The following is a 26,153-nucleotide window of genomic DNA, read 5'->3' on the forward strand; positions in this document are numbered from 1 at the left end:
ATCTTTTTACATAATATTTGTAAAATAAGTCTCTATCATTTCAGTTAGATATATCTTATTTTTTGTAAAATTCTCACGTGCATTCAAAATTTCGCAAGCCATTAATCCAGAATTTATAATATTAATCATAAATTCAAATGTATCATCAGAAGGTACCTCGTTAAACAATTTAGAAAACAATTCTTTAAATACTTGTATGGACTCTTTTTTTATTTTCACATATAGTTCTTTCAGATTATCATTTTCTTTTAACTCACATAAAAACATAACATAAAGCTTTACATAATCACTATCCGCAAGTATCTTGTCTATAATCATTCTCGAAAACAACTTCGGACTTAATATTAAATCTTCATCATAAATTAATTTTTGAATAATATCACTTCTATTTAAATTACCTTCTACCATAATATCATATAAGATTTCATAGGTAGAACCATAATGATGATACAACCCACCTCTAGAAAGCCCAGTAGCTTCCATTATGTCATTCATAACTGTATTTCTAAACTCTTTGTCCAAAAAGACTTTCATAGCTGCTTGTCTAATCTGTTTTTTTCTTTCATCAGCTTCCATTTTCATTTCTTAAATAACCTCCAAACCGACATTGTTGTCGGTATTATTGTATCAACTCTGATAATCATTGTCAATAGCTTTGCTTATACTTCTTAATTGATTTCTTTAAATGCGGTATAATTAATAAAACCTAATAAACGCTTAACGCTTATAACTTTAATATCAAGCACAGTAAGTGTACGGACACTTACGAAAAATTGATGAAGCAGAACCTTTATGGACTGCTTCTTTTTTTATCAATTTTCCTTGTTAGTGAGAACCCTAAGACCCCAATAATTTATGATAAGGAGATATACTATGAATAATAGAAAAAGAAATAATCAACTAAAAATATATTAAACAGATGAAGAAAAAGAAGCTTTTGAAAAGAAAATGAAGCTTACAAATTGCAAAACTATGCCCCACTTTCTTAGGAAATGTGTATTAGAAAAAGAAATTTATGTTGTAGATTTAGAGCCATTTAGAAACTTACAATGGCTACTTTCAAATGCAACAAATAATATAAACCAGCTTACAAAACTACTAATACAACTTGGTGTTATTTACAAAAATGAAATCGAATCAATGAATAAACAGATAGAAAAATTATCAAGAGAGATATGCCATATCCATTCCCTACTTCTTAATAAATCAAATGAAAGTTCTGGTGATTAGTATGGTAATTACAAAAATACATCCTATAAAATCAACTCTAAATTTGGCAATAGATTATATTACCAAAAGTGAAAAACTGATGAAAATCTTAGTACCTTCATTCAAATGTCATCCATCTACTGCTCATATTCAATTTATGAAAACACGAGAAGACAATGATACTAAAGGTACAGTTTTGGCTAGACATTTAATTCAACTTCTTCTACCAAAATAAAAATATGTAGGATTGAGTAGGAGCTAACATGTGGCTCCTCTCACACCACTGTACGTGCCGTTCGGCATACAGCGGTTTAATTCAAATAATAATCCAAACAACTTTGAAGTCCTCGCTTTGCGAGGATTTCTTTGTTTATGTGATGTAGTCCTGTGGTTTTGGCAACCGCTTGATAGTGGTCTCCAAATCCTACTGACTGTTTTGCCATCCACATCGGAACTCCTAACTTTCGAAGTCCCCATAGGCGTTTCCCACTCGTCTTCCACTGCTTCCATATGACTATTCTCATTCTTGTTCTAAGTCGTTCATCTATCTTTCTAAGGACCGTCTTCATATCTCCTAGTCTAAAATAGTTTATCCACCCTCTAATTACTTGGTTCAATCTGTTGATTCTATAGGTCATTGGTACTGACCAACTCCTCTTTGTCAACTGTTTCAACTTTCTTTGAAACCTTCGGATTGATTCTTTGTGTGGTCTTGCTTTCCATCCTGCTTTGTCTTTCCAAAAACCATATCCTAAATATTTTAGTTTTATTGGTTTTGTAACTTTGGATTTTGTTGCATTTACTTTTAGTCCTAGTTTCTTTTCTATCCACTTTGTTACTGTTGCCATTACTCTGTTAGCTGCTGCGCTACTTCCTACGGCTATTATGCAGTCGTCTGCATATCTTACAAAGTGTAGTCCTCTTGCTTCTAGTTCTTTGTCTAATTCGTTTAGCATTATGTTACTTAGAAGGGGCGATAGATTTCCTCCTTGTGGTGTTCCCTTGGGTGTTTCTTCATAATTTCCTTTTATCATTACTCCCGCATTAAGATATTTCCTAATTAGGGATTCTGTGTCTGGGGCATTTATGAGGTTATGAACCAAGGTCATGAGTTTGTCTTGTGGGACGTTATCAAAGAATTTCTCTAGGTCTATGTCTACAATATAGCTGTATCCGTCGTTAAAGTATTCAAGAAGTTTCACTATCGCTTATTGTGCTTTGCGATTTGGTCTAAAACCGTAACTTTTATCACTAAAGTGTGGTTCTGCTATTGGTGTTAGAACTTGTGCAATTGCTTGTTCTATTACTCTGTCTACTACTGTTGGTATTCCTAGATTGCGTACACCTCCATTTGGTTTTGGTATTTCTACCCTTCTGACCGGTTTTGGTTTATACTTTCTTCTTCGAATTTTGTCTCTAATTTCTACCCAGTTGTTTTTGAGATGTTGGTCTATTTCTTCGGTGGATATTCCATCTATTCCTCCTGCTCCTTTGTTTGCTTTCACTTTGTTTAATGCTGCAAACATGTTTTCTCTACTGAGTATTTGTTCTAGCAGTTCTGACATTTGGATTGTCTCCTTTCTTTGTTATGCTCTGTATCCTCTTACTCCTAACTCCTGTGAAAATTTTCCGCCGTTATGTCTTTGGTACGATTTTCTCGTCGGATATGGATACAGACTTTTGCAAGTCCATTTGACTTTGAATTATTCAGCCCTTCGCTCCACCTTTATTACAAAGGCTTCAATACTACTATGGCTTTTGCTGACTTCTCACTATTCGTTGTTACTACTTATTCGCTAGTGAGACCTCACGGGATAAGCCATCAATCTTTCCTTGTCTACCTGCCTAATCTACTTGCATGGTTTACAGTTGCCTTTTGGACTTCACGACTTTTGGTCCGCTTGTCCACCGTGCAAGCCTTAGTATTAGGTTTCTGTTCGTTAGGCTACAATTTTGCTATCCCTTCTTCTCGCCTGCATCTCACGGTGCAAGCCTTGGGAATTACTGTGAGGTTCGCTGGCAACTACGCCCTTAGTGGACTTTCACCACAGATTGATGACATGCCCGTCATACCAAAAAAGGTGGTTAGATTTTACTCTAATCACCTTTTGATTCTGTGTATTGCAACTTACTGCAACTTAATTTTTCTGCTACAAAACCTTATTGCATGGTACTTTTAAAAATCAATTACCTACTAAAAATCATGGTTCTGCAACTTACTTTTACTCGTTAAGTTTCCAATGACCATTATTTCCACTACCTACATATTGCAAATTATCTATTTTTTTCAAAGTTCTTTGTATCGTCTTTACACTTACCCCTGCACCTTCTGCAATAGCCTGTCTTGTAATTTTATTATTTAATCTTACTTGTGCTTTTATAAATTCAATCAGTTCATCTCTGCCCTGAGGGACATCGTGAGGGACATTCCCTCCACCCACCTTTTGCGTCGCTATCTTCTTCAAAGGAATAATCGTTCTGAATACATCTGCTTCCTCAAATAGCGGATTTTGTCCTGAATAAAGCTGTGTATACTTGTAGGTATTTCTCATTCCTGAGCCTAATTCATCAGCAAGACCTATTTCTCTAAATACCTTTGATATAGCAGGATTTTTAGGAAATGGCTCAAATTTCTGAAAGTCTAATTCTCCCATACCATGAGCCAAGTTGCTGTTTTCAACAGTAATTTTCTCATCATCAATAATCATCTTTGCAGGATACCCACTTGAATAATCCCTATGAGCCAATGTATTGGAAACTATCTCTCTAAGTATCCTATCTCTTGCATTGACATTGACCATTCCGTCCAATACAAATAAATCATTCAAATGCTTTTGCCCAAACTCAATAAGCCTATCATAACTATCAATCAGATTTGTTATGACAACATCTCTATCATCATATCTATCCTTGTTTTCAACTCTGAATATAGCATCAGTTTTGTGCTGTGGAAGAACGGACATAATAGAGTTGTCTTTTCCAAATAACAGAATAGCTGCTAATGTAATTCCCTCACGCTTTGTTTCCGGATCAGTCAGTATCAAATTGGCACTTCTAAGAAGTTCTTCATTGCTCATATTCTCCCAAACATGATTTTCATTTCGGAAAATAGCCATTTTCTTAGCTTTATCAATGACAGAAACATCAAGAAAATCAATATCAAGATTCGGATATACTTTATTAACAAAATAGCTTCCTTGCTTTCTTGCGTATAGCTTATATACAAGTTCGGAATGGTCTGTTATATTGATGTCTCCCTCATAAGACCTATCCCAAATTCTTCCATTATGTCTGCACACCTGATAGCCTTCCGGAACTCGGATGTAAATTACTTTTTTCTCGTCTATATCAAAGACTTCAGGAAGCAAATAAAGTGGCGGATACATCTTTTGCGGATTATTGATTGCCGTAGTAAATTCCTTAATCACTTTATCAACTTTCTCTTTACTAACACCAACAATCTCTCTTTTATCATTTACACCAAGTAAAATATATCCACCATTTCTATTATTGAAAGAGCATACTGTATCAAAGACATCTTTGGTTAAAGCATTTTTGGATTCTTTAAACTCGACATCTATCTACTCTCCGACTTGAATTAACTTCTTTATTTCATCTATCGTCATATGCGTCATTTCACCACCTTTATTTCCCAATGTTTTCTTCAATAAAAACTTTGGAATTTTGAATTTCAACTCTATCTTTATTGACTACAAAAGTAACATAATCTCCATTTTCTAAATTCAAAAGTTCTCTTATCCTTTTCGGGATAGTAACCTGTCCTTTTGCCTTTCTACTTGCCACCTAAAGATTCTTTAAATCAGTTTTCTAAAATCCCTAATTCAATGAGCCTTTATGCAAGAGTATTCTTTAAATAAAGAACAATTTTCTGACCTTGTTCAATATAGGAAAAACTATGAAAATTATTATGGGATAGAAGTGGAGAGATAAAAAGCTATAAGTGTTGCTTACATTTATTAAAAAGACTTGACATAATTCGTTTACAATGGTAAACTTATCTTGAGTATTAAGTCTACATTTGTAAACAATAAGGAGGGAAAGACAATGGGTGTAATAGTATATAATACTAATATCACAGATGCTGAATGGGAAGTCATGCGTGTAGTTTGGGCAAATGATCGAGTAACTAGTAAAAAAGTCATTTTCGTATTGCAAGAAAAAATGGACTGGACACAATCCACTATTAAAACGATCTTAGGTCGATTAGTTGAAAAAGGCGTACTAAATACAGAGCAAGAAGGTAGAAAGTTTATTTACACTGCCAATATTGAAGAGACAGAAGCCGTAAGGAGTTATGCAGAAGATATTTTTAACCGTATTTGCAATAAGAAAGTCGGAAATGTTATAGGAAGCATCATTGAATATCATGTTTTAAGCTTCGATGATATAGATTGACTAGAAAAAATATTAGAGATGAAAAAATCTTTCGCAGTAGAAGAAGTGGATTGCAATTGTCCAAAAGGACAATGCGAGTGTCATTTACATCATCATTAAGAATAAGGGGGAATTTAAAATGAACAATAACAACAAACATTTATCCCACAGTCACCATAATCATGGCGACATGGATTATTCAAAACATAAGCACGTAAGCACGGAAGAACATGGAGACCATAAGAATCAACATCACGACCATCATGCTGGTCATGATCACAGCGGGCACAGTGGGCATGACCACCATCATCACGGAAACTTTAAGGAACTTTTCTTAAAATCATTGCCACTAGGAATCGTTATTATGCTCTTATCCCCTATGGCTGGGTTTGACCTACCATTCCAGTTTACTTTTCCATATTCTGATATTGTAGTAGCTATTTTATCTACTATATTAATTATTTATGGTGGACGTCCATTCTATCAAGGGGCAGTTGACGAATTTAAACAAAAAGAACCTGGAATGATGGCTCTCGTTTCTTTAGGTTTAAGTGTTTCATATTTATATAGTATTTATACTGTAATAGCAAGCTACGTAACAGGTGAACAAATTATGGATTTTTTCTTTGAATTTGCTTCATTACTATTAATCATGTTATTAGGTCACTGGATTGAGATGAAAGCTATTGGAGAAGCAGGAGACGCACAAACAGAATTGGCTAAGTTGGTACCAAAAGATGCTCACGTTGTGTTAGAAGACGATTCAATTGAAACACGTCCAGTTGCTGACTTACAGGTAGGTGATTTAATTCGTGTTCAAGCCGGAGAAAATGTGCCAGCAGACGGAACTATCGAACGTGGCGAATCACGTGTAAATGAAGCTCTTTTGACTGGAGAATCAAAAACAGTTAAAAAAGGTCCTGGCGATAAAGTAATCGGAGGCTCAACAAATGGAGAAGGGGTTCTTTATATTAAAGTGAATGAAACAGGTGATCAATCCTTCATCTCTCAAGTTCAGAATTTAATCAACCAAGCTCAAAGTCAGCCTTCCAGAGCAGAAAATATTGCTCAAAAGGTTGCAGGATGGCTCTTCTATATTGCGATCATTGTCGCACTAATAGCTTTTGTAGTGTGGATGGTTATTGGAGATATCCCAACAGCAGTTATCTTTACTATCACGACATTAGTTATAGCTTGTCCACACGCATTAGGTCTGGCTATTCCATTGGTCACCGCCCGTAGCACAAGCTTAGGAGCCAGTCGTGGGTTACTAGTGAAAGACCGCCAAGCCTTAGAAATAACTCCAGATGCAGATGTGATGATTTTAGATAAAACAGGTACTTTAACAACTGGTGAGTTTAAAGTATTAGACGTTGAACTTTTTAATAACAAATATAATAAAGAGGAAATCATTGCCTTACTGGCAGGTATTGAAGGAGGATCTAGCCACCCGATTGCTCAATCAATTATACGTTTCGCTAAGGAGCAAGACATACGTCCAGAATCTTTTGATTCGATTGATGTGATTTCCGGTGCTGGAGTAGAGGGTAAAGCAGGTGGGCACCGTTACCAATTAATCAGTCAAAAAGCCTATGGACGTAATCTTGATATGGATATTCCAAAAGGAGCAACTCTTAGTGTCTTAGTAGAAAACGATGATGCCATTGGTGCTGTAGCTTTAGGGGACGAATTAAAACCAACGAGTAAAGAGTTAATTAAAGCTCTTAAAAAGAACAATATTCAACCAATTATGGCAACAGGTGATAATGAAAAAGCGGCTCAAGGCGCGGCAGAAGATTTAGGTATTGAATATAGATCAAATCAATCTCCACAAGACAAATATGAGTTAGTTAAAACACTTAAAGATGAAGGAAAGAAAGTTATCATGGTAGGTGATGGTGTAAATGATGCTCCTTCTCTTGCTTTAGCAGATGTTGGTATAGCTGTAGGTGCTGGAACTCAAGTTGCATTGGATTCAGCTGATGTCATATTGACTCAATCCGATCCAGGAGATATTGAATCATTCATTGAATTAGCACACAAAACAACTCGTAAAATGAAACAAAACCTATTTTGGGGAGCTGGTTATAACTTTATAGCTATCCCTCTAGCTGCAGGAATTTTGGCTCCTATTGGTATCACATTAAGCCCTGCATTAGGAGCAATTCTAATGTCTGTGTCAACAGTCATCGTATCCATTAATGCTATTTTATTAAATTTAAATCCAAAAAATAACGGTTAACATATCGAATGATTGAAACTCCTTAAAGTATCAAGATACAATAGTTTTACAGAAAAAAAGAGATGTAAGTACTGGCTCTTTGTAAAATCGTGTTGGTAGAAGTAGACGATTTTTCTACCAACACGATTTTTAATTTATTATAGAACTGATTTCTTTTAAAATCCTAAAAGCCACCTATTTCGACAGTTTTATAGCTTGTTACTCTATTTTCTTGACAATAATACCACCGTCTTCACATGGCTTGAATGGTTAGTATGGATAAATTTTAATATTTTAAGTAAGCGTCGTGTGTGAGAATATATCCATAAGTATATTTCTTATGTTTTAAATTATCTCTAAATCTAAATTTACTTATAATATATAATTATCATCTGTATAAATAAAATACTATAAATATAGTAGACGAGATTTATCGAAATTTATTTATTATTTTTTGTTTTGCTATTACATAGTCTTTTGAGTGTTCTTCAAATAGAACTTCTTTTTTCTTGTTCAGTCTTTCTATTCGCATAATTTACCTCCCATATCACTGGCAAGGAAATAACACTTATTTTTAACATCATACATAATTCTTCCTTCTCATATTTCTTTGGACAGATAAGAGAATTTTAAGTAAAATCGAGTAGGAGCTAACATGTAGCCCCTCTCACACCACTGTACGTGCCGTTCGGCATACAGCGGTTTAATTCAAATAATAATCCAAACAACTTTGAAGTCCTCGCTTTGCGAGGATTTCTTTGTTTATGTGATGTAGTCCTGTGGTTTTGGCAACCGCTTGATAGTGGTCTCCAAATCCTACTAACTGTTTTGCCATCCACATCGGAACTCCTAACTTTCGAAGTCCCCATAGGCGTTTCCCACTCGTCTTCCACTGCTTCCATATGACTATTCTCATTCTTGTTCTAAGTCGTTCATCTATCTTTCTAAGGACCGTCTTCATATCTCCTAGTCTAAAATAGTTTATCCACCCTCTAATTACTTGGTTCAGTCTGTTGATTCTATAGGTCATTGGTACTGACCAACTCCTCTTTGTCAACTGTTTCAACTTTCTTTGAAACCTTCGGATTGATTCTTTGTGTGGTCTTGCTTTCCATCCTGCTTTGTCTTTCCAAAAACCATATCCTAAATATTTTAGTTTTATTGGTTTTGTAACTTTGGATTTTGTTGCATTTACTTTTAGTCCTAGTTTCTTTTCTATCCACTTTGTTACTGTTGCCATTACTCTGTTAGCTGCTGCGCTACTTCCTACGGCTATTATGCAGTCGTCTGCATATCTTACAAAGTGTAGTCCTCTTGCTTCTAGTTCTTTGTCTAATTCGTTTAGCATTATGTTACTTAGAAGGGGCGATAGATTTCCTCCTTGTGGTGTTCCCTTGGGTGTTTCTTCATAATTTCCTTTTATCATTACTCCCGCATTAAGATATTTCCTAATTAAGGATTCTGTGTTTGGGTCATTTATGAGGTTATGAACCAAGGTCATAAGTTTGTCTTGTGGGACGTTATCAAAGAATTTCTCTAGGTCTATGTCTACAATATAGCTGTATCCGTCGTTAAAGTATTCAAGAAGTTTCACTATCGCTTGTTGTGCTTTGCGATTTGGTCTAAAACCGTAACTTTTATCACTAAAGTGTGGTTCTGCTATTGGTGTTAGAACTTGTGCAATTGCTTGTTCTATTACTCTGTCTACTACTGTTGGTATTCCTAGATTGCGTACACCTCCATTTGGTTTTGGTATTTCTACCCTTCTGACCGGTTTTGGTTTATACTTTCTTCTTCGAATTTTGTCTCTAATTTCTACCCAGTTGTTTTTGAGATGTTGGTCTATTTCTTCGGTGGATATTCCATCTATTCCTCCTGCTCCTTTGTTTGCTTTCACTTTGTTTAATGCTGCAAACATGTTTTCTCTACTGAGTATTTGTTCTAGCAGTTCTGACATTTGGATTGTCTCCTTTCTTTGTTATGCTCTGTATCCTCTTACTCCTAACTCCTGTGAAAATTTTCCGCCGTTACGTCTTTGGTACGATTTTCTCGTCGGATATGGATACAGACTTTTGCAAGTCCATTTGACTTTGAATTATTCAGCCCTTCGCTCCACCTCTATTACAAAGGCTTCAATACTACTATGGCTTTTGCTGACTTCTCACTATTCGTTGTTACTACTTATTCGCTAGTGAGACCTCACGGGATAAGCCATCAATCTTTCCTTGTCTACCTGCCTAATCTACTTGCATGGTTTACGGTTGCCTTTTGGACTTCACGACTTTTGGTCCGCTTGTCCACCGTGCAAGCCTTAGTATTAGGTTTCTGTTCGTCAGGCTACAATTTTGCTATCCCTTCTTCTCGCCTGCATCTCACGGTGCAAACCTTGGGAATTACTGTGAGGTTCGTTGGCAACTACGCCCTTAGTGGACTTTCACCACAGATTGATGACATGCCCGTCATACCAAAAAAAGACCTACTAAAGATTTCCTTTAATAGGTCTGAAATATAAAAATAGACTATTAACTTGTAATTAGGGATATGAAATAATTAATCGTTCCATTTTCAATCAACATATAAAATCCTAGCCCAATAAACACGACTGGAACAATTATTTTTTCGTACTTTTCCACCACATCTTCGATAGTAGAAATTGAGGCTAAACTTTGAGATAATTTACATAGAATAAAAATCCCTAACGCAAATATTATTAAACTTAGACTAATTTCAATCAAACTCTTTCCTATAAAATAGGGAATATAAATTCCTAAATTATCTCCACCCATAGCCACTGTTAAACTTGTAAATGCTAAGATTTTTGATCCCTTTCCGGTAATTTTTCCCTCAATGTCTTCTTCATCAATATCTTCATCCACAAAAATTGCTCTTATACCAAGACCTAGTGGAATTAGTCCAAGGAGACCTATAATCCAATCTTGTGGAATAAAATTTAAAAAATAAGCGGCAATAAGACTAATCAGTACAAGCAGTGCTGTACCTAAATACTGTCCTGCATAAATTGATTTTAAACCTTCTTTGCCTTGACTGGCAAATAAAATAGTCAAAACAACTAAGTAATCAATTGATGTAGAAACAAAAACTAATAAAGCAGATACTATTGTTTCCATTATTTCTCCTTTCAAAATATTTAATTTTTATAGTCAATCAAAAGTGATTGCACACACACATTCTGCCTTGGCAGTTGCCAATGGAGACATTTGAAGAAATAATTTCACAATTTTCCAACCTTTCTTTTAAGTATTATTTATAACTCTACTTAAATTATCAAATTTTGTCAAGTATGATAATAGATATCCACTCAAACTACGAAGATTGTATATACATAAGATTAGATCGAACAAAGATTATTTATCTAATATTGAATCATCTCATTTACTATTTTTAATGCTGCTTAGCCTTTTAATAAAAAAAATTAATAATATGATTATTTAGTTCAAAATTCATAAACCTATTGATTTCAAACTTTACAGAGCCTCTAACCCTCTATTCCCTTGTCATCAATACTAGAGCCTCAGCCGTAGCTTTCACCAATTGAAGTTCGTTATTCACTCGCTTCTCTTTGGGAAAGTCTGGCATGCCCACAGGGCACACGTGATGGCCTATTCAGTTTTTCTCCAAGAGCGTAGCGATTGGCTAAGAAAAACTAATGCCTTTGGTACCTCTGCTTCGCATCGATTAGCTTTGCTAATCGCGCGATAGCAGGGTTAGGGCTTCAACATGTTTCGAGTTGCCTTGATAGCTATCAAAACTGCGTTCTCAACCCCTATGGTTAAGGGAAACATATCCACACTCGTAGTTGGAAACATATCCAACATTGGCTCTCGTTTGTGGGAAGATATCAACGGTTTTGTCTGTTCGTGAGAACATATCAACTCAAATCATTTCATGGTTAATCCCTTATCAATGGCTTCCTGAATAATCTTATGACAACATACCCCCAAAGGATTGTTTTCCTTACAAAGCGAATTTTTCATTGCTCCAGTTATGGCATTTACTTCTTTAACGGTTTTCGCACCATGCTTTACAACTGCTTCAATTACCTGATCTTCTGTGACTTTGCTGCAATAACAAGCATACTTAGGATTTGCATCTTTCTTAAACCAGATAGGAACCCTAACTTGGTCTTTTAAGAATTTTATTTCTTTATCTAAGTTATAGTAAATAACGTCGCAGTCCTCATTCATGCATATCTTATATTGATTTCCATCAACGGCATTACGATAATCATCTGTCACCAAGTGTTCAACAGTTATCCTACTAACTGTTACTCCTTAATTATTACAGACAGGGCAACTCTCCTTTGTTCTATTTAAATTTTGTGTGATACATTCACAGCAACATTCATCAATAACTTTCAATTAAATAACCTCCATATCTTTAAAACCATTTAATTCAAGGTAAATCCCAACCAATTTTCATTTATAGTTTTTAAATTAAAAAATACCCCTTTGATTGTATCGTCAATTATCGGTATCATTCAAGGGCTGAATAGGAAAAATAGTTTATAGATTCTTTACATTCAAAGCTCTAAAAGCATTTAATACTGCGATGATAGTTACACCTACATCTGCAAATATAGCTGCCCACATAGTAGTTATTCCAAAAGCACTCAAAATAAGAACAATTATTTTTATTCCAATTGCAAATACTATGTTTTGATGTGCAATTTTTAGTGTCTTTTTAGAAATCTTCATTGCAGTAGCAATTTTCGATGGCTCATCAGTCATAATTACAACATCAGCAGCTTCAATGGCCGCATCAGAACCTAAACCACCCATTGCTATTCCAATGTCTGCACGAGCTAATACAGGTGCATCATTGATTCCGTCACCAACAAAGGCAAGTTTACCTTTTTTAGATTTTTGCGAAAATAATTCTTCTAGTTTTTCAACTTTGTCTGCTGGCAACAGTTCTGCATAAACCTTATCAAGACCAAGCTCTTTAGCAACTTTTGAACCAATACTTTTATTATCACCTGTCAACATAACTGCTTGTTTAATATTAGCTGCCTTAAGTTCCTTGATTGCTTGTGCTGAATCTTCCTTTACCTCATCGGCAATTACAATGTAACCTATATATTTGTTATTAACAGCAACATGTACAATAGTACCAATCAGCTCTCCCTTGAAATAAGGGATATCCATCATTTTCATATGTTTGATATTTCCTGCCATAACCTTTTTGCCATCTACTGTTGCAATAACACCATGACCTGATATCTCTTCTACATCTGAAATACGTCCATTGTCTATTTCTTTGCTATATGAACGTTTCAGTGAAAGTGAAATCGGATGATTGGAATAGCTTTCCGCATGTGCAGTTAATTCTAGTAGCTCTTCTTTGGAAACTCCTTCTGGATGAATTTCCTGTACATTAAATACACCTTTCGTTAGTGTTCCAGTTTTATCAAAAACAACAATTTCAGTTTCTGCTAATGCCTCTAAATAATTACTACCCTTGACTAAAACACCTTTTTTTGAGGCTCCACCTATTCCACCGAAGAAACTCAAAGGAATTGAAATAACTAAAGCACACGGACAGGATACCACAAGGAATGCTAGTGCTCTATATATCCAATCACTAAAAGTCGCCCCGTCTATAACAAGAGGCGGTATAATAGCTAGAAAAACTGCAATTATAACCACAACCGGTGTATAATATCTCGCAAACTTCGTAATAAATTGTTCTGAATTGGATTTTTTACTACTTGCATTTTCAACTAAATCAAGAATTTTACTTACAGTAGATTCTCCAAATTCCTTGGTAACCTCTGCTGTAATAACCCCATTAATGTTGATGCACCCACTTAGGATATCACTTCCAACTTCTACTTCACGAGGAACAGATTCGCCTGTTAGTGCCGATGTATCAATCATTGAACTTCCCTCAATTACCTTGCCATCAAGAGGAATTTTTTCTCCTGCTTTAATTACAATAATATCTCCAATTTGTACTTCATCTGGGTCAATCTTGACAAGTTCATCACCTTTTTTAACATTTGCATAATCTGGTCGAATATCCATAAGGCTTGCAATTGACTTTCTCGACTTTCCAACTGCATAGCTTTGAAACAGTTCTCCAACTTGATAAAACAGCATAACTGCAACACCTTCAGGATACTCACCAATAAAAAATGCACCAATTGTTGCAATACTCATTAAAAAACTTTCATCGAAAACTTGACCTTTAAAAATATTTTTTACAGCTCTTTTTACAACATCTCCACCTACAATAATGTAACTTATTATAAAGAGAGCAATCTGTAACCATTCGTTATTTAAACTAAGCAATACTGCTGTAGCTAACACGGCTGCACCAATAATTATTCGCCATAGTCGTTTTGTCATACTAAATAGCCTCCTTTAAGCCTTTTTTATAGATGTATCGGGTTCGATTTTTTTAACTATTTTTTGGCCTTTGCTATTATTGTTGGCATTTTTTCATCCTCACCATCAATAACGAGTTTTGTGGTCATAAAGTTAACAGTAGCTTCTTTCACTCCATCAAACTCATTAATAGCCTTTTCCATTTTTGCCGCGCAATTTGCACAATCTAAACCTTCAAGTATAAATTTCTTTTTCATTATTAAATACTCCTAAATATTATTTGTAATTTTATTTTGAATACTACAAGTCTTTTTCAAATTTTCTTGAAACATTGCTCATTTGAAATGAAGACTTAAATATATGCCCAAATATCTTCAAAAAATATTCTATTCTACCTCATTACTACTTCTCGTTGATATGAATTAGACCTTGGTCAAATATTTCTCTTACATGATCATCAACTAATGAATAATATACTACTTTGCCTTCTTTTCTGTTTTTCACTAAATTAGCTTGTTTTAAGACTCTCAGCTGATGGGAAATTGCTGATTGTGTCATGTTAAGTAATACAGCGATATCACAAACACACATTTCAGCTTCATGTAAAGCCCATAATATCCTGATTCGTGTTGAATCTCCAAATACTTTAAATAATTCTGCTAGATCATAAATGCTTTCTTCTTGAGGCATTTTATCTCTAACTTGATTTACAATATCCTCATGAATTACATTGCAGTCACATCTTTCAATTGAATTAAATTTTTTAGTCATATTATCACCTCTTTTTAAATCATTTCATCTGAATACTTGGACAATCATTCATATGTTGTATATTTATTATATTATTGTTTTTTTCTTGTGTCAATAGTTATATGAGCATTTATTCAAGTGTTTTTTTATATTATTTAAAATATCTCAAAAACATCTACTAAGACATTAGTACAGTCCTTTCTCGGTATCCTGTTCCATACATATCCTTTAAACAAATCCTTAAAAATAAAGACTTCTCCTTCGTACAAGTTTTCGGTTTCTTTAATAGCTTCATCTAACAGCTTATTACATCACTCATGTGGTCAACTCCTTATCAATAACCTTATAAACAACATTTTTGATAATATCAAATGTATAAATCATGTAAAAGTCAATGCAAAAACCGCCAATCAAGAGAACCTAACTCTTAATTGACGGTTTATATTAGTATTAAATCATACTTCCATTTCAATTCCAGATTTAAAGCATATTACAAAGTGGTCATCATAAACACTAACATTCTGGATAATCTTCCTTACTAGGCTATCATCATAACGTGTAACCATTACTGGAACATAAGCTATAAATTTCGTCTTTAAAATGTCCGTTATTTGCAGTTAATATGTTGGGTACATTTTCTAGCAAAAAATACTTCGGTCTAACAACACTAACTACCTCAAAAAAATATTTAAATAAATAATTACGTGGATCATCCATTATTTTTCTTTTCCCTTTTTGAGAAAATCCTTGACAAGGTGGTCCCCCAACAATTACGTCTATATTTTTATACTCATTAAAAATATCATCAATATCTAATTTTGAAATATCTTCATTAATCATTTTCACTTTAGGATGATTTTTTTATAAGAATTAGCTATGGAATAGTCAACTTCATTTGCTAAAACAATTTCAAATCCTGAGTAGAAAAATTCTTTAGATAGTCCACCAACTCCAGAAAACAAATCAATAACTTGTCTTTTCATCTTCTACCCTCATATTCGCTAATTTAGCATATTTTTCTTCTAATTCAACACCGATAAAATTTCTATTTAATCTATAGCTTGCAATTGCAGAAGAACCGCTTCCTAGAAATGGATCTACTACTAAATCGCCCTCATTTGAAAGCAATCTTATAAAATGTTCGAATAATATAATTGGCTTTTGTGTTGGATGTTTACCTAATTTCTTTTCCCTAGCAGTCGTGATAGATGTTTCAATATAGTCTAGAACCAATTTACCTTTATTATTGAATGTTCCTGTTTTTGTTTTATAAGTAAAATATATCCAGCACTCATTTGAATTAACAAAATGTAAATTCATATTTCTAGGCATTGGATTTGTTTTGTACCAAATTCCAGTGGTTTTATAATAAAAACCAAATTCATTTGCGAGACTGTGTAAAATTTTGTGTATAGAAACCTACTGATTAGGGTAAAGAAAAACTAATTAGGAGGAATTTTTATGCCAAGAAAAAGACCAGAAACAAGACTAAATAAAATAACTAAAATGTTACTAGAAGAATATCAACCAGAAACTGCTCAGGATTTACAAAATGCACTTAAAGACCTTTTAGGTGATGCAATAGAACAAATGCTTAAATCTGAACTTGATGAGCATCTAGACTATGAATATGGACAAGCTCCACTATCACTAAACACTAGAAATGGATCAAGTAAAAAGACTGTTAAATCTTCATATGGAAATATAGATCTTAATATTCCAAGAGATAGATATGCTTCATTTGAACCACAAGTACTTAAAAAATATGAAAAAGACATATCAAATATAGAGAATCAAATAATATCAATGTATGCAAAAGGTATGACTACTAGAGACATATCAGCTCATATTAAAGAAATTTATGGTTTTGGATTATCAGAAACTATGGTAAGTAAAATAACTAACAAGATACTTCCAACAATAGAAGAGTGGCAAAACAGACCACTAGATAAAGTCTATCCAATGGTGTTTTTAGATGCAATCCACTATCATGTTAGAGAAAATAATATTGTAGTTAAAAAAGCTGTTTACATAGCTTTAGGATACAATTTAGAAGGCTTTAAGGAAATACTTGGTATGTGGGTAGGAGAAAATGAATCAAGTAAATATTGGCTTTTAGTATTAAATCAATTAAAAGAACGTGGGCTAGAAGATGTATTAATCTTCTCAACAGACAATCTACCAGGATTTACTCAAGCAATAGAAGCAGTCTATCCAAAAGCGGAAATACAAAAATGTATAATACATCAAATAAGAAACTCTACTAAATATGTATCATACAAAGATATTAGAGAGTTGATGAAGGACTTAAAGTCAATATACAAAGCACCTACAGAAGATTTAGCACTAACCAATTTAGATGTATTTGAAGATAAGTGGGGTAAGAAATATCCTACATGTGTATCTTCATGGAGAAATAATTGGGCTGAATTATCAACATATTTTAAGTATCCTGAAGGTATTAGAAAGATGATATACACAACAAATGCTATGGAAAACTTTAATAGACAGTTAAGAAAAGTAACTAAAAATAAAGCAATATTTCCAAATGATTATGCATTACAAAAAAGTCTTTATCTAGCTATGGCAGATGCTTCAGCTAAGTGGACTAGTAGAATAAGAGGTTGGGATAAGGTGTTATCACAATTATCAATATATTTTGAAGGGAGGATATAATAAAAAAAATAGAAAGCAATAGTAAAAAATATCTGCAAATTTTTAACAAAATTTGACAGTGTATTAATAATGTGTAAAATTAAGTTAAGCTTCATTTCTTAAGAAATGAATATCTATTGATACAAAAAATGTATCAACCCATACCCTTTAATATCAGGAAATAGGTTGATACACAAAATTATTTACAGACCCTCATTTGCTATTTCAACAAGAGTTTCAACCCTTAATATTGACATAAAAACTATCATGGAAACACCATTCTTAAGTATCCTACTTGATTCTTTAAAAAATAATCTCATATGGTCTTTCCAATCATTAAAATCTAAATCATCCCAACCAGCAGCACCAAAAAATTAGAACGCATTTTTTGTAGATTTGTATCTCTCCCGTTCATGAAATTCGCAATATTATATGGAGGATTTGTAATAATTAAATCAACCGTAGATGAGTCTAACTTCCTCAATTCTTCTATGCATTCTCCATTTATTATTTCAATCATTTTTAATACACTCCATAATTTCTGATATGTCGCAATCCAATGCATCACAAATTCTGAGCAAAACATCGGTAGTTACATTCTCACCATTCTTTAATTTATAAAATGTACTCCTACTTACATTTGCTTTTTCCATAAGCTCATTATGTTGCATATCTAAATCAATAAGTTTTTTAAATAACCTTTTATAACTTAATTCCATATAACCTCCAAGATTATTTTTTTGATAGCTAATCTCGTACATATATACATTTAAAAAATACTTATGTTTGTTATTACATACAAATTTGTTATAACATTAACTATAGGTTATTTTCAATCAATTGATATATCACTTTAAAAAAAAAGATTGAGTAGGAGCTAACATGTAGCCCCTCTCACACCACTGTACGTGCCGTTCGGCATACAGCGGTTTAATTCAAATAATAATCCAAACAACTTTGAAGTCCTCGCTTTGCGAGGATTTCTTTGTTTATGTGATGTAGTCCTGTGGTTTTGGCAACCGCTTGATAGTGGTCTCCAAATCCTACTGACTGTTTTGCCATCCACATCGGAACTCCTAACTTTCGAAGTCCCCATAGGCGTTTCCCACTCGTCTTCCACTGCTTCCATATGACTATTCTCATTCTTGTTCTAAGTCGTTCATCTATCTTTCTAAGGACCGTCTTCATATCTCCTAGTCTAAAATAGTTTATCCACCCTCTAATTACTTGGTTCAGTCTGTTGATTCTATAGGTCATTGGTACTGACCAACTCCTCTTTGTCAACTGTTTCAACTTTCTTTGAAACCTTCGGATTGATTCTTTGTGTGGTCTTGCTTTCCATCCTGCTTTGTCTTTCCAAAAACCATATCCTAAATATTTTAGTTTTATTGGTTTTGTAACTTTGGATTTTGTTGCATTTACTTTTAGTCCTAGTTTCTTTTCTATCCACTTTGTTACTGTTGCCATTACTCTGTTAGCTGCTGCGCTACTTCCTACGGCTATTATGCAGTCGTCTGCATATCTTACAAAGTGTAGTCCTCTTGCTTCTAGTTCTTTGTCTAATTCGTTTAGCATTATGTTACTTAGAAGGGGCGATAGATTTCCTCCTTGTGGTGTTCCCTTGGGTGTTTCTTCATAATTTCCTTTTATCATTACTCCCGCATTAAGATATTTCCTAATTAAGGATTCTGTGTTTGGGTCATTTATGAGGTTATGAACCAAGGTCATAAGTTTGTCTTGTGGGACGTTATCAAAGAATTTCTCTAGGTCTATGTCTACAATATAGCTGTATCCGTCGTTAAAGTATTCAAGAAGTTTCACTATCGCTTGTTGTGCTTTGCGATTTGGTCTAAAACCGTAACTTTTATCACTAAAGTGTGGTTCTGCTATTGGTGTTAGAACTTGTGCAATTGCTTGTTCTATTACTCTGTCTACTACTGTTGGTATTCCTAGATTGCGTACACCTCCATTTGGTTTTGGTATTTCTACCCTTTCTGACCGGTTTTGGTTTATACTTTCTTCTTCGAATTTTGTCTCTAATTTCTACCCAGTTGTTTTTGAGATGTTGGTCTATTTCTTCGGTGGATATTCCATCTATTCCTCCTGCTCCTTTGTTTGCTTTCACTTTGTTTAATGCTGCAAACATGTTTTCTCTACTGAGTATTTGTTCTAGCAGTTCTGACATTTGGATTGTCTCCTTTCTTTGTTATGCTCTGTATCCTCTTACTCCTAACTCCTGTGAAAATTTTCCGCCGTTACGTCTTTGGTACGATTTTCTCGTCGGATATGGATACAGACTTTTGCAAGTCCATTTGACTTTGAATTATTCAGCCCTTCGCTCCACCTCGATTACAAAGGCTTCAATACTACTATGGCTTTTGCTGACTTCTCACTATTCGTTGTTACTACTTATTCGCTAGTGAGACCTCACGGGATAAGCCATCAATCTTTCCTTGTCTACCTGCCTAATCTACTTGCATGGTTTACGGTTGCCTTTTGGACTTCACGACTTTTGGTTCGCTTGTCCACCGTGCAAGCCTTAGTATTAGGTTTCTGTTCGTCAGGCTACAATTTTGCTATCCCTTCTTCTCGCCTGCATCTCACGGTGCAAACCTTGGGAATTACTGTGAGGTTCGTTGGCAACTACGCCCTTAGTGGACTTTCACCACAGATTGATAACATGCCCGTCATACCAAAAAAATAAAGGCAGTCCGAAGACTGCCGATATTTATCTCTCTGTATCTTTGCTATGGTCTTTCTTATTTGACTTAGTTTTGTCATCTATCTTAAAGCTTTTTATTTGACCTAATATAGAATTTTTTCCTCATCATCATACCCTCCAACTTTTGAGTATAAAAATAGACAATAGAGTTTTTAATTTCTATCGTCTAAGATTATCTAATATTTATTTTTCTTTAAATTGATTTTATTGTATAGTTTAATAATTCTATTAATCCAATTATAAAAATTAAACTGGGATTCATAACAAATCCCAGTTTCATAATTAGCGTGTTCTTTTAATATAATTTTGTTTTAATTTCTCCCCTCTGCCCGTTCGTTTCTCTTATCTTTAAATAACTAATATATTTCATCTTAATAATATATTATAACACTTAGAGATATATACCTGCTATTTTACCAATCATTCAACTTACACTTCTAAAAATATGTTAACTTACTCTTAAACTTGCAATAAAAGAAGCTAACGCCCAAAATAAGCAGAACACCATAATGATATAAAACAACGCCGTTCCAATACCAAGTAGGAATGTAATAAATGCAGAAAGTCATATGCTGTCATTCTTTTCTATTAAATCATTTTGAAGTGTCTCAAAGCATCCATGATGGCTTCTTCTTTTTCAGGTGTACACTGTGGAATAATTTGTTTCTCCTTTTTTGACTTGTTGTAATGTTCTCGTAATTCTATTCCACATTTCCTTTTTATCTGTTCAATATATAATGTTGAAACTTTTAATTAAAATTTATTCCAAACATATTCTTTGATTTGAGCATATGTTGCTTTACTCTCCGCACTTGTCAAATCCATCTCATCCAACTCAATTTCAACACTTATGTGCTTATCGACATCAAGTTTGGACAAAAGTGCTACCGTCTCCACATGCAAAGTCCTAGGAAATTGATCAAAACATTCTATTTTTTTAATTTTATATCCCCTCTCTATAAACAATTTTAGATCATCCACCTGAGTTGCTGGATTACAAGATATATATACTATAGTTTTTGCGTTCATATCACAAATTTGATGTATGGCATCATGATGTATCCCTGCTCTTGGTGGATTGAGTACAACTATATCAGAGCTATCTTTAAGATTATTTATTTCTGCCAAAACATCATTAGCTCTAAACTCAACATTATCTAACGAGTTAATTTCTGCATTTTCTTTAGCCTTTTTCACAGCTTCTTCAATAATTTCTACTCCAATTACTTTTTTTGCATTTTTAGCAAAAATTTGAGAAATTGTTCCAGTTCCACAGTAAAGGTCATAAACAATTTTATCATTTATATTTCCTGCAAATTCTAATGCTTTATTATATAAATTTTCAGCTCCCTTAGGATTTGGCTGAAAAAGGAAAATGGACTTATATTAAATATTAAGTTATTTATTTTTTCTGTTAGATGATCCTCTCCCCAGATTTTTATAATCTTCTCTGGTTTTATTGCATCAGAGGTTGAATTTGATATCGTATGGTAAAAAGATGATATTTTACCATCTAAATTAATTTTGTAAAATCCATCTATAAATTCGTTAAATATTTCCTCTGTCAATACTGTAGTAGTGGGGGTTACAAGATTTAGCATAAATGCATTTTGGTAAAAAGAGTATCTTATAACGAAAAACTTTAATATTCCATCTTGTCTTGTTTTATGAAAGTGAGATATTCCCTTTTCTCTAAAAAATTCCTGTGTATAAGTTCTTATTCTATTAAAATCGGGGGGTGCTATTTTACAACCACCATCTTCAACTATTTCATAAAATTTTCCAACTTTATGCAATCCTAAAACTAATGGGCCACCTTTGTATTCATCACCAAATGTATACTCCATTTTGTTTCTATAGTCATTTACTAATGGGGATGGATTCATCTTTATTTCTAAGTTCCAATTTATATCTTTATATAAGTCTTGGATCATTTCAGTTTTTATTTCTAACTCTTTATCATATTCTACATTTTGAAATTTACAACCACTACAATTATTTGGATTTTCACAAAAATTATTAATTTCAAGAGGAGATTTTTGAAGAATTTGAACTAACTTAGCTTTATGGTATCCCGCTTTCTTTTTACCACCATTCAAAAGAACTTCCTGTCCTTTTATTCCACCTTTAAATCTATATTCTTTTCCATTTTCTCCGATTCCTATTGAGTAACCTGGATAAATCATTTTTATTATTTTCGCTTTTACCAATCCCATTTTATTCCTCTTTCAACAAATTTTTAACTTGTGGTCCAACTAGTATTTTATTGCCATCTAAAAGAATTGGACGTTTTACGAGCATTCCATCTGTTGCTAGAATGTCATATTTATCTTGTAGGCTCATCTTATCTAATTTATCTTTTAATTTTTTTTCTCTGTAAATTACTCCACTTGTATTAAAGAACTTCTTAATATCTAGTCCTGATTCTTGATGCCATTTTTCAATCTCTTGAGCTGTGGGATTTTCTTTATCAATTTCCCTATATTCATAAGAAATTCCTCGTTCATTGAACTTTTTCTCTATGTTCTTACAGGTTGAACATTTTTTATAGCAAATTAATTTCATTATTATTCCTTTCTACTTAATTATATATTAGAACACTATATATTAGAACAAGTGTTACCAGTAATGATAACACTTGTCAATTTTATATTTGTTTTATTTATGTGAATATTCTGATAGACTTTCACCTATTGCATTTAATTTGTTTTCCCATTCCTCTTCACTTAAATTATTTTCTTTGACATATCTATTTTTTGGATGTTTTCTACATTCCTCTCTACATGCTCTAAGATATTTATGTTCGTTTTCTTCGCTCATAAATATTTGTTTATTACACTCTGGATTCGCACAATTTCTATATCTTTCGCAAGGTGTACCATCATAATGATCTCTACCAATTATTGTTGGGTTTACATGATTTATTGGTACAGAAATCCTGTCATCAAACACATACATGCTTCCTTCCCATAATTCTCCCTTTACTTCAGGGTCCTTACCATAAGTATCGATACCACCATGTAGTTGGCCAACTTTATCTGAAATACCAAATCTTAACATCCATCCTGAGAATTTTTCACATCGAACTCCACCAGTACAATACATTGCAACTTTTTTGTCCTTAAATATTTCTTCATTTTCTTTTATCCATTCCGGTAATTCCCTAAAATTTTTGATATCCGGCCTAATCGCACCCTTAAAATGTCCAAGATCATACTCATAGTCATTTCTTGTATCTAATACAACTGTATCTTTATCAAGAATTGCTTCCTTAAATTCCTTAGGATCTAAGTATTTACCCGTAGTTTCATTTGGAGAAAAATCATCTTCTAAACTTAATGAAACAATCTCTTTTCTAAACTTTATTGACATCCTTGGATGTGTATAATTATCAGTTTCATCCTCTTTGAACCATAGATCTTCAAAACCTTCTAGAGAATGTACATAATCCTTGTACTTTTCAGTTTGTTCAATAGTACCTGAAACAGTACCATTTATCCCTTCATATCCTACTATTATTCTTCCTTTTAATCCAATTTTGTTACAAAACTTAAGATGCTCTTGTCTAAATTGTTCTGGATTTTCAATATTTTGGTATTTATAATATAACAAAACTTTATAATCTTTCATAAGTTTTACTCTCCAATGTCTAATTTAATTTATTTACATATATTATATTAAATTATAAACTGATTTTTACATTTATTCAAATAGTTTTACTTAATTTTTTTATTTTTATTTGCTAGCGAATTATAAAAAGCAATGCAGACATAACTGATTATTAATATATTAAATTATGTAGTACTTTGTGATATAATCAAATAATATACAATAAAACCCAGCTAGAAAATAGCTCGAAAGGAAAATAATGTTTAGAAAAACTAGTATCGCCTTCAAATTATCATATTTTATCACTGCAATGTTTCCATCTATTATTCTCTTTACACTTAAAAATCTTTTAGAAAATTCAGATTATGGTATTAATGTTAAGATTTTAATAACTTTATCTATCGGAATGTTTATATGTATTTTAGCATTTTCATTTATAAAAAGTATTAAGAGAAATTATCTTAAACATAAGTATTTAGAACAAGATCAATATCAACAAAGTGATTTTAGTAGGGATAAGATAAGCGTTTTTAATGGTGATCCCGTTTCTTTTTTAATATCAAATGTCAGCACCATATATGTCATAAGCGAGTTCATGGGAATGTCCATTATAGCATACTTCTTCCTTCTTTTTTCACTTTATCTTATGATGACAAATAGCAAAAATATTCAACCTAATTTATTTTTTATACTTGCTGGTATTGATATCATAAAAACTAAGGATAATGATTTTCTAATCGTCTTAAACAACGATAAAGATAGTCATAATAATATATTGAAATTTACAAAAAGTAAGGTAAATTCTTTATATATTGTTGGAAAAATTAATAATTAATGAATTTATAGATTTTAATAAGTATACTTTGTACCACTTTATATATTCTTCTATTTCTAATTTTAAATGTTGATAACTCTTAAATTCTTCTCCATAATACTAAAAATATAAAAAGCAAAAAGTTGCTAAGAATAGATTTTATCTACTCTCAAGCAACTTCTTTATCTTAAACTATTTTCTTTTTCTAAGTCCTAGATATGCCGCAGCAGCCGCTACCATAACTATTACTGATCCTGCTATTCCTACATCTCCAGTACCTGGGTTTTCTGGTTTTGAAGGTTTTAATTCTTTTGATGTTTCTTTTGATGTTTCTTTTGATGTTTCTTTTGATGTTTCTTTTTGTGGATTACCTTCTCCTTTAGATTCTATAGGAGCTTCAGGAAGTGTTTCCTGAGTTTCTGGTTGTTCCTTACTTGATTCAAATGTTCCAACTGCAACTACTTCATCTTGTGCTTGTTCTAACACTTCTCTTTCAAGAACTTCTCTTCCAGTAAATTTCCCTGTACTTGGATCTACCACATATTTATATGTGTATTTTACAAGTCCATTTTTACCAGTTTGGATTACTTTTCTTTCTCCCTTAGCTAATAGATTATCGGTAGTTTCTTGATGTCCGTGATTTAGTGTGACTTCTTCTACCTTTTTAGCACCTACACCAATTACTTTATCTTTAGCTTCTTCTGTTTCACGTAATTGTTCTCTCTTATTGCTTAGTGAACCATCTTGTGGATTTACATCATATTGATATTTAATTGTTTCAGTACCTAGTTCCCCTTCTGCTAATACCTTCTTTTCACCAAATGCTAAATCTTCTTTTGGTTGATAAGTTGTATTAAAGTCGATTGGGTTTTTTGTGGTTTCAATGTTACCTACACCAACTACTTTTTCTTCTAAAGCTTGATTTTCAATTGTAATCTTCTTAACTTCAGATAGTCCGTCTATATCTTTTTTATTTGGTGATTCTTCAAGCTTAAATACACTACCTTTATCATCCATTAGATATATTTCATAGTATTTGTTAATACGGTTTTTACCTTCAGTCTTTGTTTTTTCTTGTTTGAAGTCTAGTGTATCATCTGCTTCATAGCGTGTTGTAAAGTTGTCAGTTTCATTAATCATTTGACGATTATTTACATACTCTATTCTATGATTTGTAGTTTCACTTATTACTTCTTCTCTAGGATTTGTAGTTTCACCAGTTTTTGGATTTACTTCATAAGTTACTTTAATTTTCTTTGTTCCTTCACTTCCTTCATTTTTCACATAGCTTTGTCCAAATGCTAAGTCTTCTGGAAGTTCGTCTTTAGTAATGCCATCTGCTAGTGTACCATCTTGTTTGTATAGCTTTTTGTAGATAGTTTGCATTGGTATTGCTTCAGTTTTATTTTCTACATTACCTACACCAACTAC

General features: G+C 33.0%; 23 protein-coding genes and 8 pseudogenes. 7 read left to right on the forward strand and 24 right to left on the reverse strand.

Translation table 11 applies throughout. The features are described from left to right. Positions 1-6 precede the first annotated feature (6 nt). Positions 7-582 (reverse strand): TetR/AcrR family transcriptional regulator, encoded by a 576-nt coding sequence (locus AC4KN9_RS07050; RefSeq protein WP_491017870.1) that lies wholly within the window; start codon positions 580-582, stop codon positions 7-9. Positions 583-873: 291 nt separating this feature from the next. On the opposite strand from AC4KN9_RS07050, the pseudogene AC4KN9_RS07055 reads away from it, so the two are divergent. Further along, positions 874-1,230 (forward strand): annotated as a pseudogene (locus AC4KN9_RS07055) (plasmid mobilization protein). A gap of 1 nt (position 1,231) precedes the next feature. Continuing rightward, a pseudogene (locus tag AC4KN9_RS07060) lies at positions 1,232-1,438 on the forward strand (relaxase/mobilization nuclease domain-containing protein); the annotation flags it as partial. 82 nt (positions 1,439-1,520) lie between these two features. Here AC4KN9_RS07060 and AC4KN9_RS07065 read toward each other — a convergent pair. The 4 genes from AC4KN9_RS07065 to AC4KN9_RS07080 form a co-directional block, all read right to left on the reverse strand. Continuing rightward, positions 1,521-2,411, reverse strand: coding sequence for a reverse transcriptase domain-containing protein (locus AC4KN9_RS07065; RefSeq protein ID WP_491017871.1), 891 nt, complete (start codon positions 2,409-2,411; stop codon positions 1,521-1,523). A 6-nt stretch (positions 2,412-2,417) separates the two neighbouring features. After that, a complete protein-coding gene (locus AC4KN9_RS07070) occupies positions 2,418-2,774 on the reverse strand; it encodes a hypothetical protein (RefSeq protein WP_491017872.1) in 357 nt (118 codons plus the stop codon). 657 nt (positions 2,775-3,431) lie between these two features. After that, a complete protein-coding gene (locus AC4KN9_RS07075; protein WP_491017965.1) occupies positions 3,432-4,790 on the reverse strand; it encodes an AlbA family DNA-binding domain-containing protein in 1,359 nt (452 codons plus the stop codon). A 64-nt stretch (positions 4,791-4,854) separates the two neighbouring features. Further along, complete coding sequence (locus AC4KN9_RS07080) at positions 4,855-5,013, reverse strand: AbrB/MazE/SpoVT family DNA-binding domain-containing protein (RefSeq protein WP_491017873.1); 159 nt, start codon at positions 5,011-5,013, stop codon at positions 4,855-4,857. A 51-nt stretch (positions 5,014-5,064) separates the two neighbouring features. Between AC4KN9_RS07080 and AC4KN9_RS07085 the strand changes: the two are divergent. The 3 genes and pseudogenes from AC4KN9_RS07085 to AC4KN9_RS07095 form a co-directional block, all read left to right on the forward strand. Next, a pseudogene (locus AC4KN9_RS07085) lies at positions 5,065-5,160 on the forward strand (relaxase); the annotation flags it as partial. 114 nt (positions 5,161-5,274) lie between these two features. Beyond that, positions 5,275-5,724 (forward strand): annotated as a pseudogene (locus AC4KN9_RS07090) (CopY/TcrY family copper transport repressor). A gap of 19 nt (positions 5,725-5,743) precedes the next feature. Then, positions 5,744-7,846: a heavy metal translocating P-type ATPase gene (locus AC4KN9_RS07095; RefSeq protein ID WP_491017874.1), complete on the forward strand. Its 2,103-nt coding sequence runs from the start codon at positions 5,744-5,746 to the stop codon at positions 7,844-7,846. A gap of 682 nt (positions 7,847-8,528) precedes the next feature. On the opposite strand, the gene ltrA (AC4KN9_RS07100) is transcribed toward AC4KN9_RS07095, so the two are convergent. The 9 genes and pseudogenes from ltrA (AC4KN9_RS07100) to AC4KN9_RS07140 form a co-directional block, all read right to left on the reverse strand. Next, positions 8,529-9,782, reverse strand: a complete 1,254-nt coding sequence (gene ltrA, locus AC4KN9_RS07100; protein WP_491017875.1) for a group II intron reverse transcriptase/maturase — start codon at positions 9,780-9,782, stop codon at positions 8,529-8,531. Between the two features lie 565 nt (positions 9,783-10,347). Continuing rightward, positions 10,348-10,953: a cadmium resistance transporter gene (locus AC4KN9_RS07105; RefSeq protein ID WP_491017876.1), complete on the reverse strand. Its 606-nt coding sequence runs from the start codon at positions 10,951-10,953 to the stop codon at positions 10,348-10,350. Between the two features lie 771 nt (positions 10,954-11,724). After that, positions 11,725-12,204, reverse strand: a pseudogene (locus tag AC4KN9_RS07110) (Csac_0668 family 2Fe-2S cluster-binding (seleno)protein). Positions 12,205-12,348: 144 nt separating this feature from the next. Further along, positions 12,349-14,193 carry a heavy metal translocating P-type ATPase gene (locus tag AC4KN9_RS07115; RefSeq protein ID WP_491017877.1) on the reverse strand — a complete coding sequence of 615 codons (1,845 nt, stop codon included), beginning with the start codon at positions 14,191-14,193 and terminating at the stop codon, positions 12,349-12,351. A gap of 56 nt (positions 14,194-14,249) precedes the next feature. Next, the gene (locus AC4KN9_RS07120) at positions 14,250-14,429 is read right to left on the reverse strand and encodes a cation transporter (protein WP_491017878.1); all 180 of its coding nucleotides are present in this window, start codon (positions 14,427-14,429) and stop codon (positions 14,250-14,252) included. Between the two features lie 145 nt (positions 14,430-14,574). After that, complete coding sequence (locus AC4KN9_RS07125; protein ID WP_491017879.1) at positions 14,575-14,943, reverse strand: ArsR/SmtB family transcription factor; 369 nt, start codon at positions 14,941-14,943, stop codon at positions 14,575-14,577. Between the two features lie 134 nt (positions 14,944-15,077). Beyond that, positions 15,078-15,224 (reverse strand): DUF1413 domain-containing protein, encoded by a 147-nt coding sequence (locus AC4KN9_RS07130; RefSeq protein WP_094754402.1) that lies wholly within the window; start codon positions 15,222-15,224, stop codon positions 15,078-15,080. A 247-nt stretch (positions 15,225-15,471) separates the two neighbouring features. Then, positions 15,472-15,905 (reverse strand): annotated as a pseudogene (locus AC4KN9_RS07135) (DNA cytosine methyltransferase). Beyond that, entirely contained in the window at positions 15,886-16,335 is a 450-nt protein-coding gene (locus tag AC4KN9_RS07140; protein ID WP_491017966.1) for a DNA-methyltransferase, read from the reverse strand. The pseudogene AC4KN9_RS07135 and the gene AC4KN9_RS07140 overlap by 20 nt, the downstream one beginning before the upstream one ends. A 93-nt stretch (positions 16,336-16,428) precedes the next feature. Between AC4KN9_RS07140 and AC4KN9_RS07145 the strand changes: the two genes are divergently transcribed. Continuing rightward, the gene (locus AC4KN9_RS07145; RefSeq protein WP_491017967.1) at positions 16,429-17,598 is read left to right on the forward strand and encodes an IS256 family transposase; all 1,170 of its coding nucleotides are present in this window, start codon (positions 16,429-16,431) and stop codon (positions 17,596-17,598) included. A 491-nt stretch (positions 17,599-18,089) separates the two neighbouring features. On the opposite strand, the gene AC4KN9_RS07150 is transcribed toward AC4KN9_RS07145, so the two are convergent. The 8 genes and pseudogenes from AC4KN9_RS07150 to trhO form a co-directional block, all read right to left on the reverse strand. Further along, complete coding sequence (locus tag AC4KN9_RS07150) at positions 18,090-18,296, reverse strand: helix-turn-helix domain-containing protein (protein WP_138159674.1); 207 nt, start codon at positions 18,294-18,296, stop codon at positions 18,090-18,092. Between the two features lie 211 nt (positions 18,297-18,507). Further along, a complete protein-coding gene (gene ltrA, locus AC4KN9_RS07155; protein ID WP_491017968.1) occupies positions 18,508-19,560 on the reverse strand; it encodes a group II intron reverse transcriptase/maturase in 1,053 nt (350 codons plus the stop codon). Beyond that, complete coding sequence (locus AC4KN9_RS07160; RefSeq protein ID WP_491017880.1) at positions 19,448-19,762, reverse strand: hypothetical protein; 315 nt, start codon at positions 19,760-19,762, stop codon at positions 19,448-19,450. Before AC4KN9_RS07160 ends, ltrA (AC4KN9_RS07155) begins: the two co-directional genes overlap by 113 nt. 543 nt (positions 19,763-20,305) lie before the next feature. Next, a pseudogene (locus AC4KN9_RS07165) lies at positions 20,306-20,398 on the reverse strand (DNA-binding protein); the annotation flags it as partial. A 654-nt stretch (positions 20,399-21,052) separates the two neighbouring features. After that, on the reverse strand, positions 21,053-21,676 hold the full coding sequence (locus AC4KN9_RS07170; protein WP_491017969.1) for a class I SAM-dependent RNA methyltransferase: 624 nt from the start codon (positions 21,674-21,676) through the stop codon (positions 21,053-21,055). Further along, positions 21,619-22,515, reverse strand: a complete 897-nt coding sequence (locus AC4KN9_RS07175) for a class I SAM-dependent RNA methyltransferase (RefSeq protein WP_491017881.1) — start codon at positions 22,513-22,515, stop codon at positions 21,619-21,621. The genes AC4KN9_RS07170 and AC4KN9_RS07175 overlap by 58 nt, the downstream gene beginning before the upstream one ends. A gap of 1 nt (position 22,516) precedes the next feature. Next, on the reverse strand, positions 22,517-22,864 hold the full coding sequence (locus tag AC4KN9_RS07180; protein WP_491017882.1) for an ArsC/Spx/MgsR family protein: 348 nt from the start codon (positions 22,862-22,864) through the stop codon (positions 22,517-22,519). 93 nt (positions 22,865-22,957) lie between these two features. Beyond that, positions 22,958-23,929 (reverse strand): oxygen-dependent tRNA uridine(34) hydroxylase TrhO, encoded by a 972-nt coding sequence (trhO, locus tag AC4KN9_RS07185; protein ID WP_491017883.1) that lies wholly within the window; start codon positions 23,927-23,929, stop codon positions 22,958-22,960. Positions 23,930-24,167: 238 nt separating this feature from the next. On the opposite strand from trhO, the gene AC4KN9_RS07190 reads away from it, so the two are divergent. Further along, positions 24,168-24,743: a KwaA family protein gene (locus AC4KN9_RS07190; RefSeq protein ID WP_491017884.1), complete on the forward strand. Its 576-nt coding sequence runs from the start codon at positions 24,168-24,170 to the stop codon at positions 24,741-24,743. Here the strand turns inward: AC4KN9_RS07190 and AC4KN9_RS07195 are convergent. Both AC4KN9_RS07195 and AC4KN9_RS07200 read right to left on the reverse strand, forming a co-directional pair. Then, positions 24,714-24,836, reverse strand: a pseudogene (locus AC4KN9_RS07195) (hypothetical protein); the annotation flags it as partial. The gene AC4KN9_RS07190 and the pseudogene AC4KN9_RS07195 sit on opposite strands and share 30 nt — an antisense overlap. A gap of 78 nt (positions 24,837-24,914) precedes the next feature. Then, positions 24,915-26,108 carry a G5 domain-containing protein gene (locus AC4KN9_RS07200; protein ID WP_491017885.1) on the reverse strand — a complete coding sequence of 398 codons (1,194 nt, stop codon included), beginning with the start codon at positions 26,106-26,108 and terminating at the stop codon, positions 24,915-24,917. Between the last annotated feature and the right edge of the window lie 45 nt (positions 26,109-26,153).

The sequence above is a fragment of the Helcococcus sp. SA-HE-C1 genome (assembly GCF_985670335.1).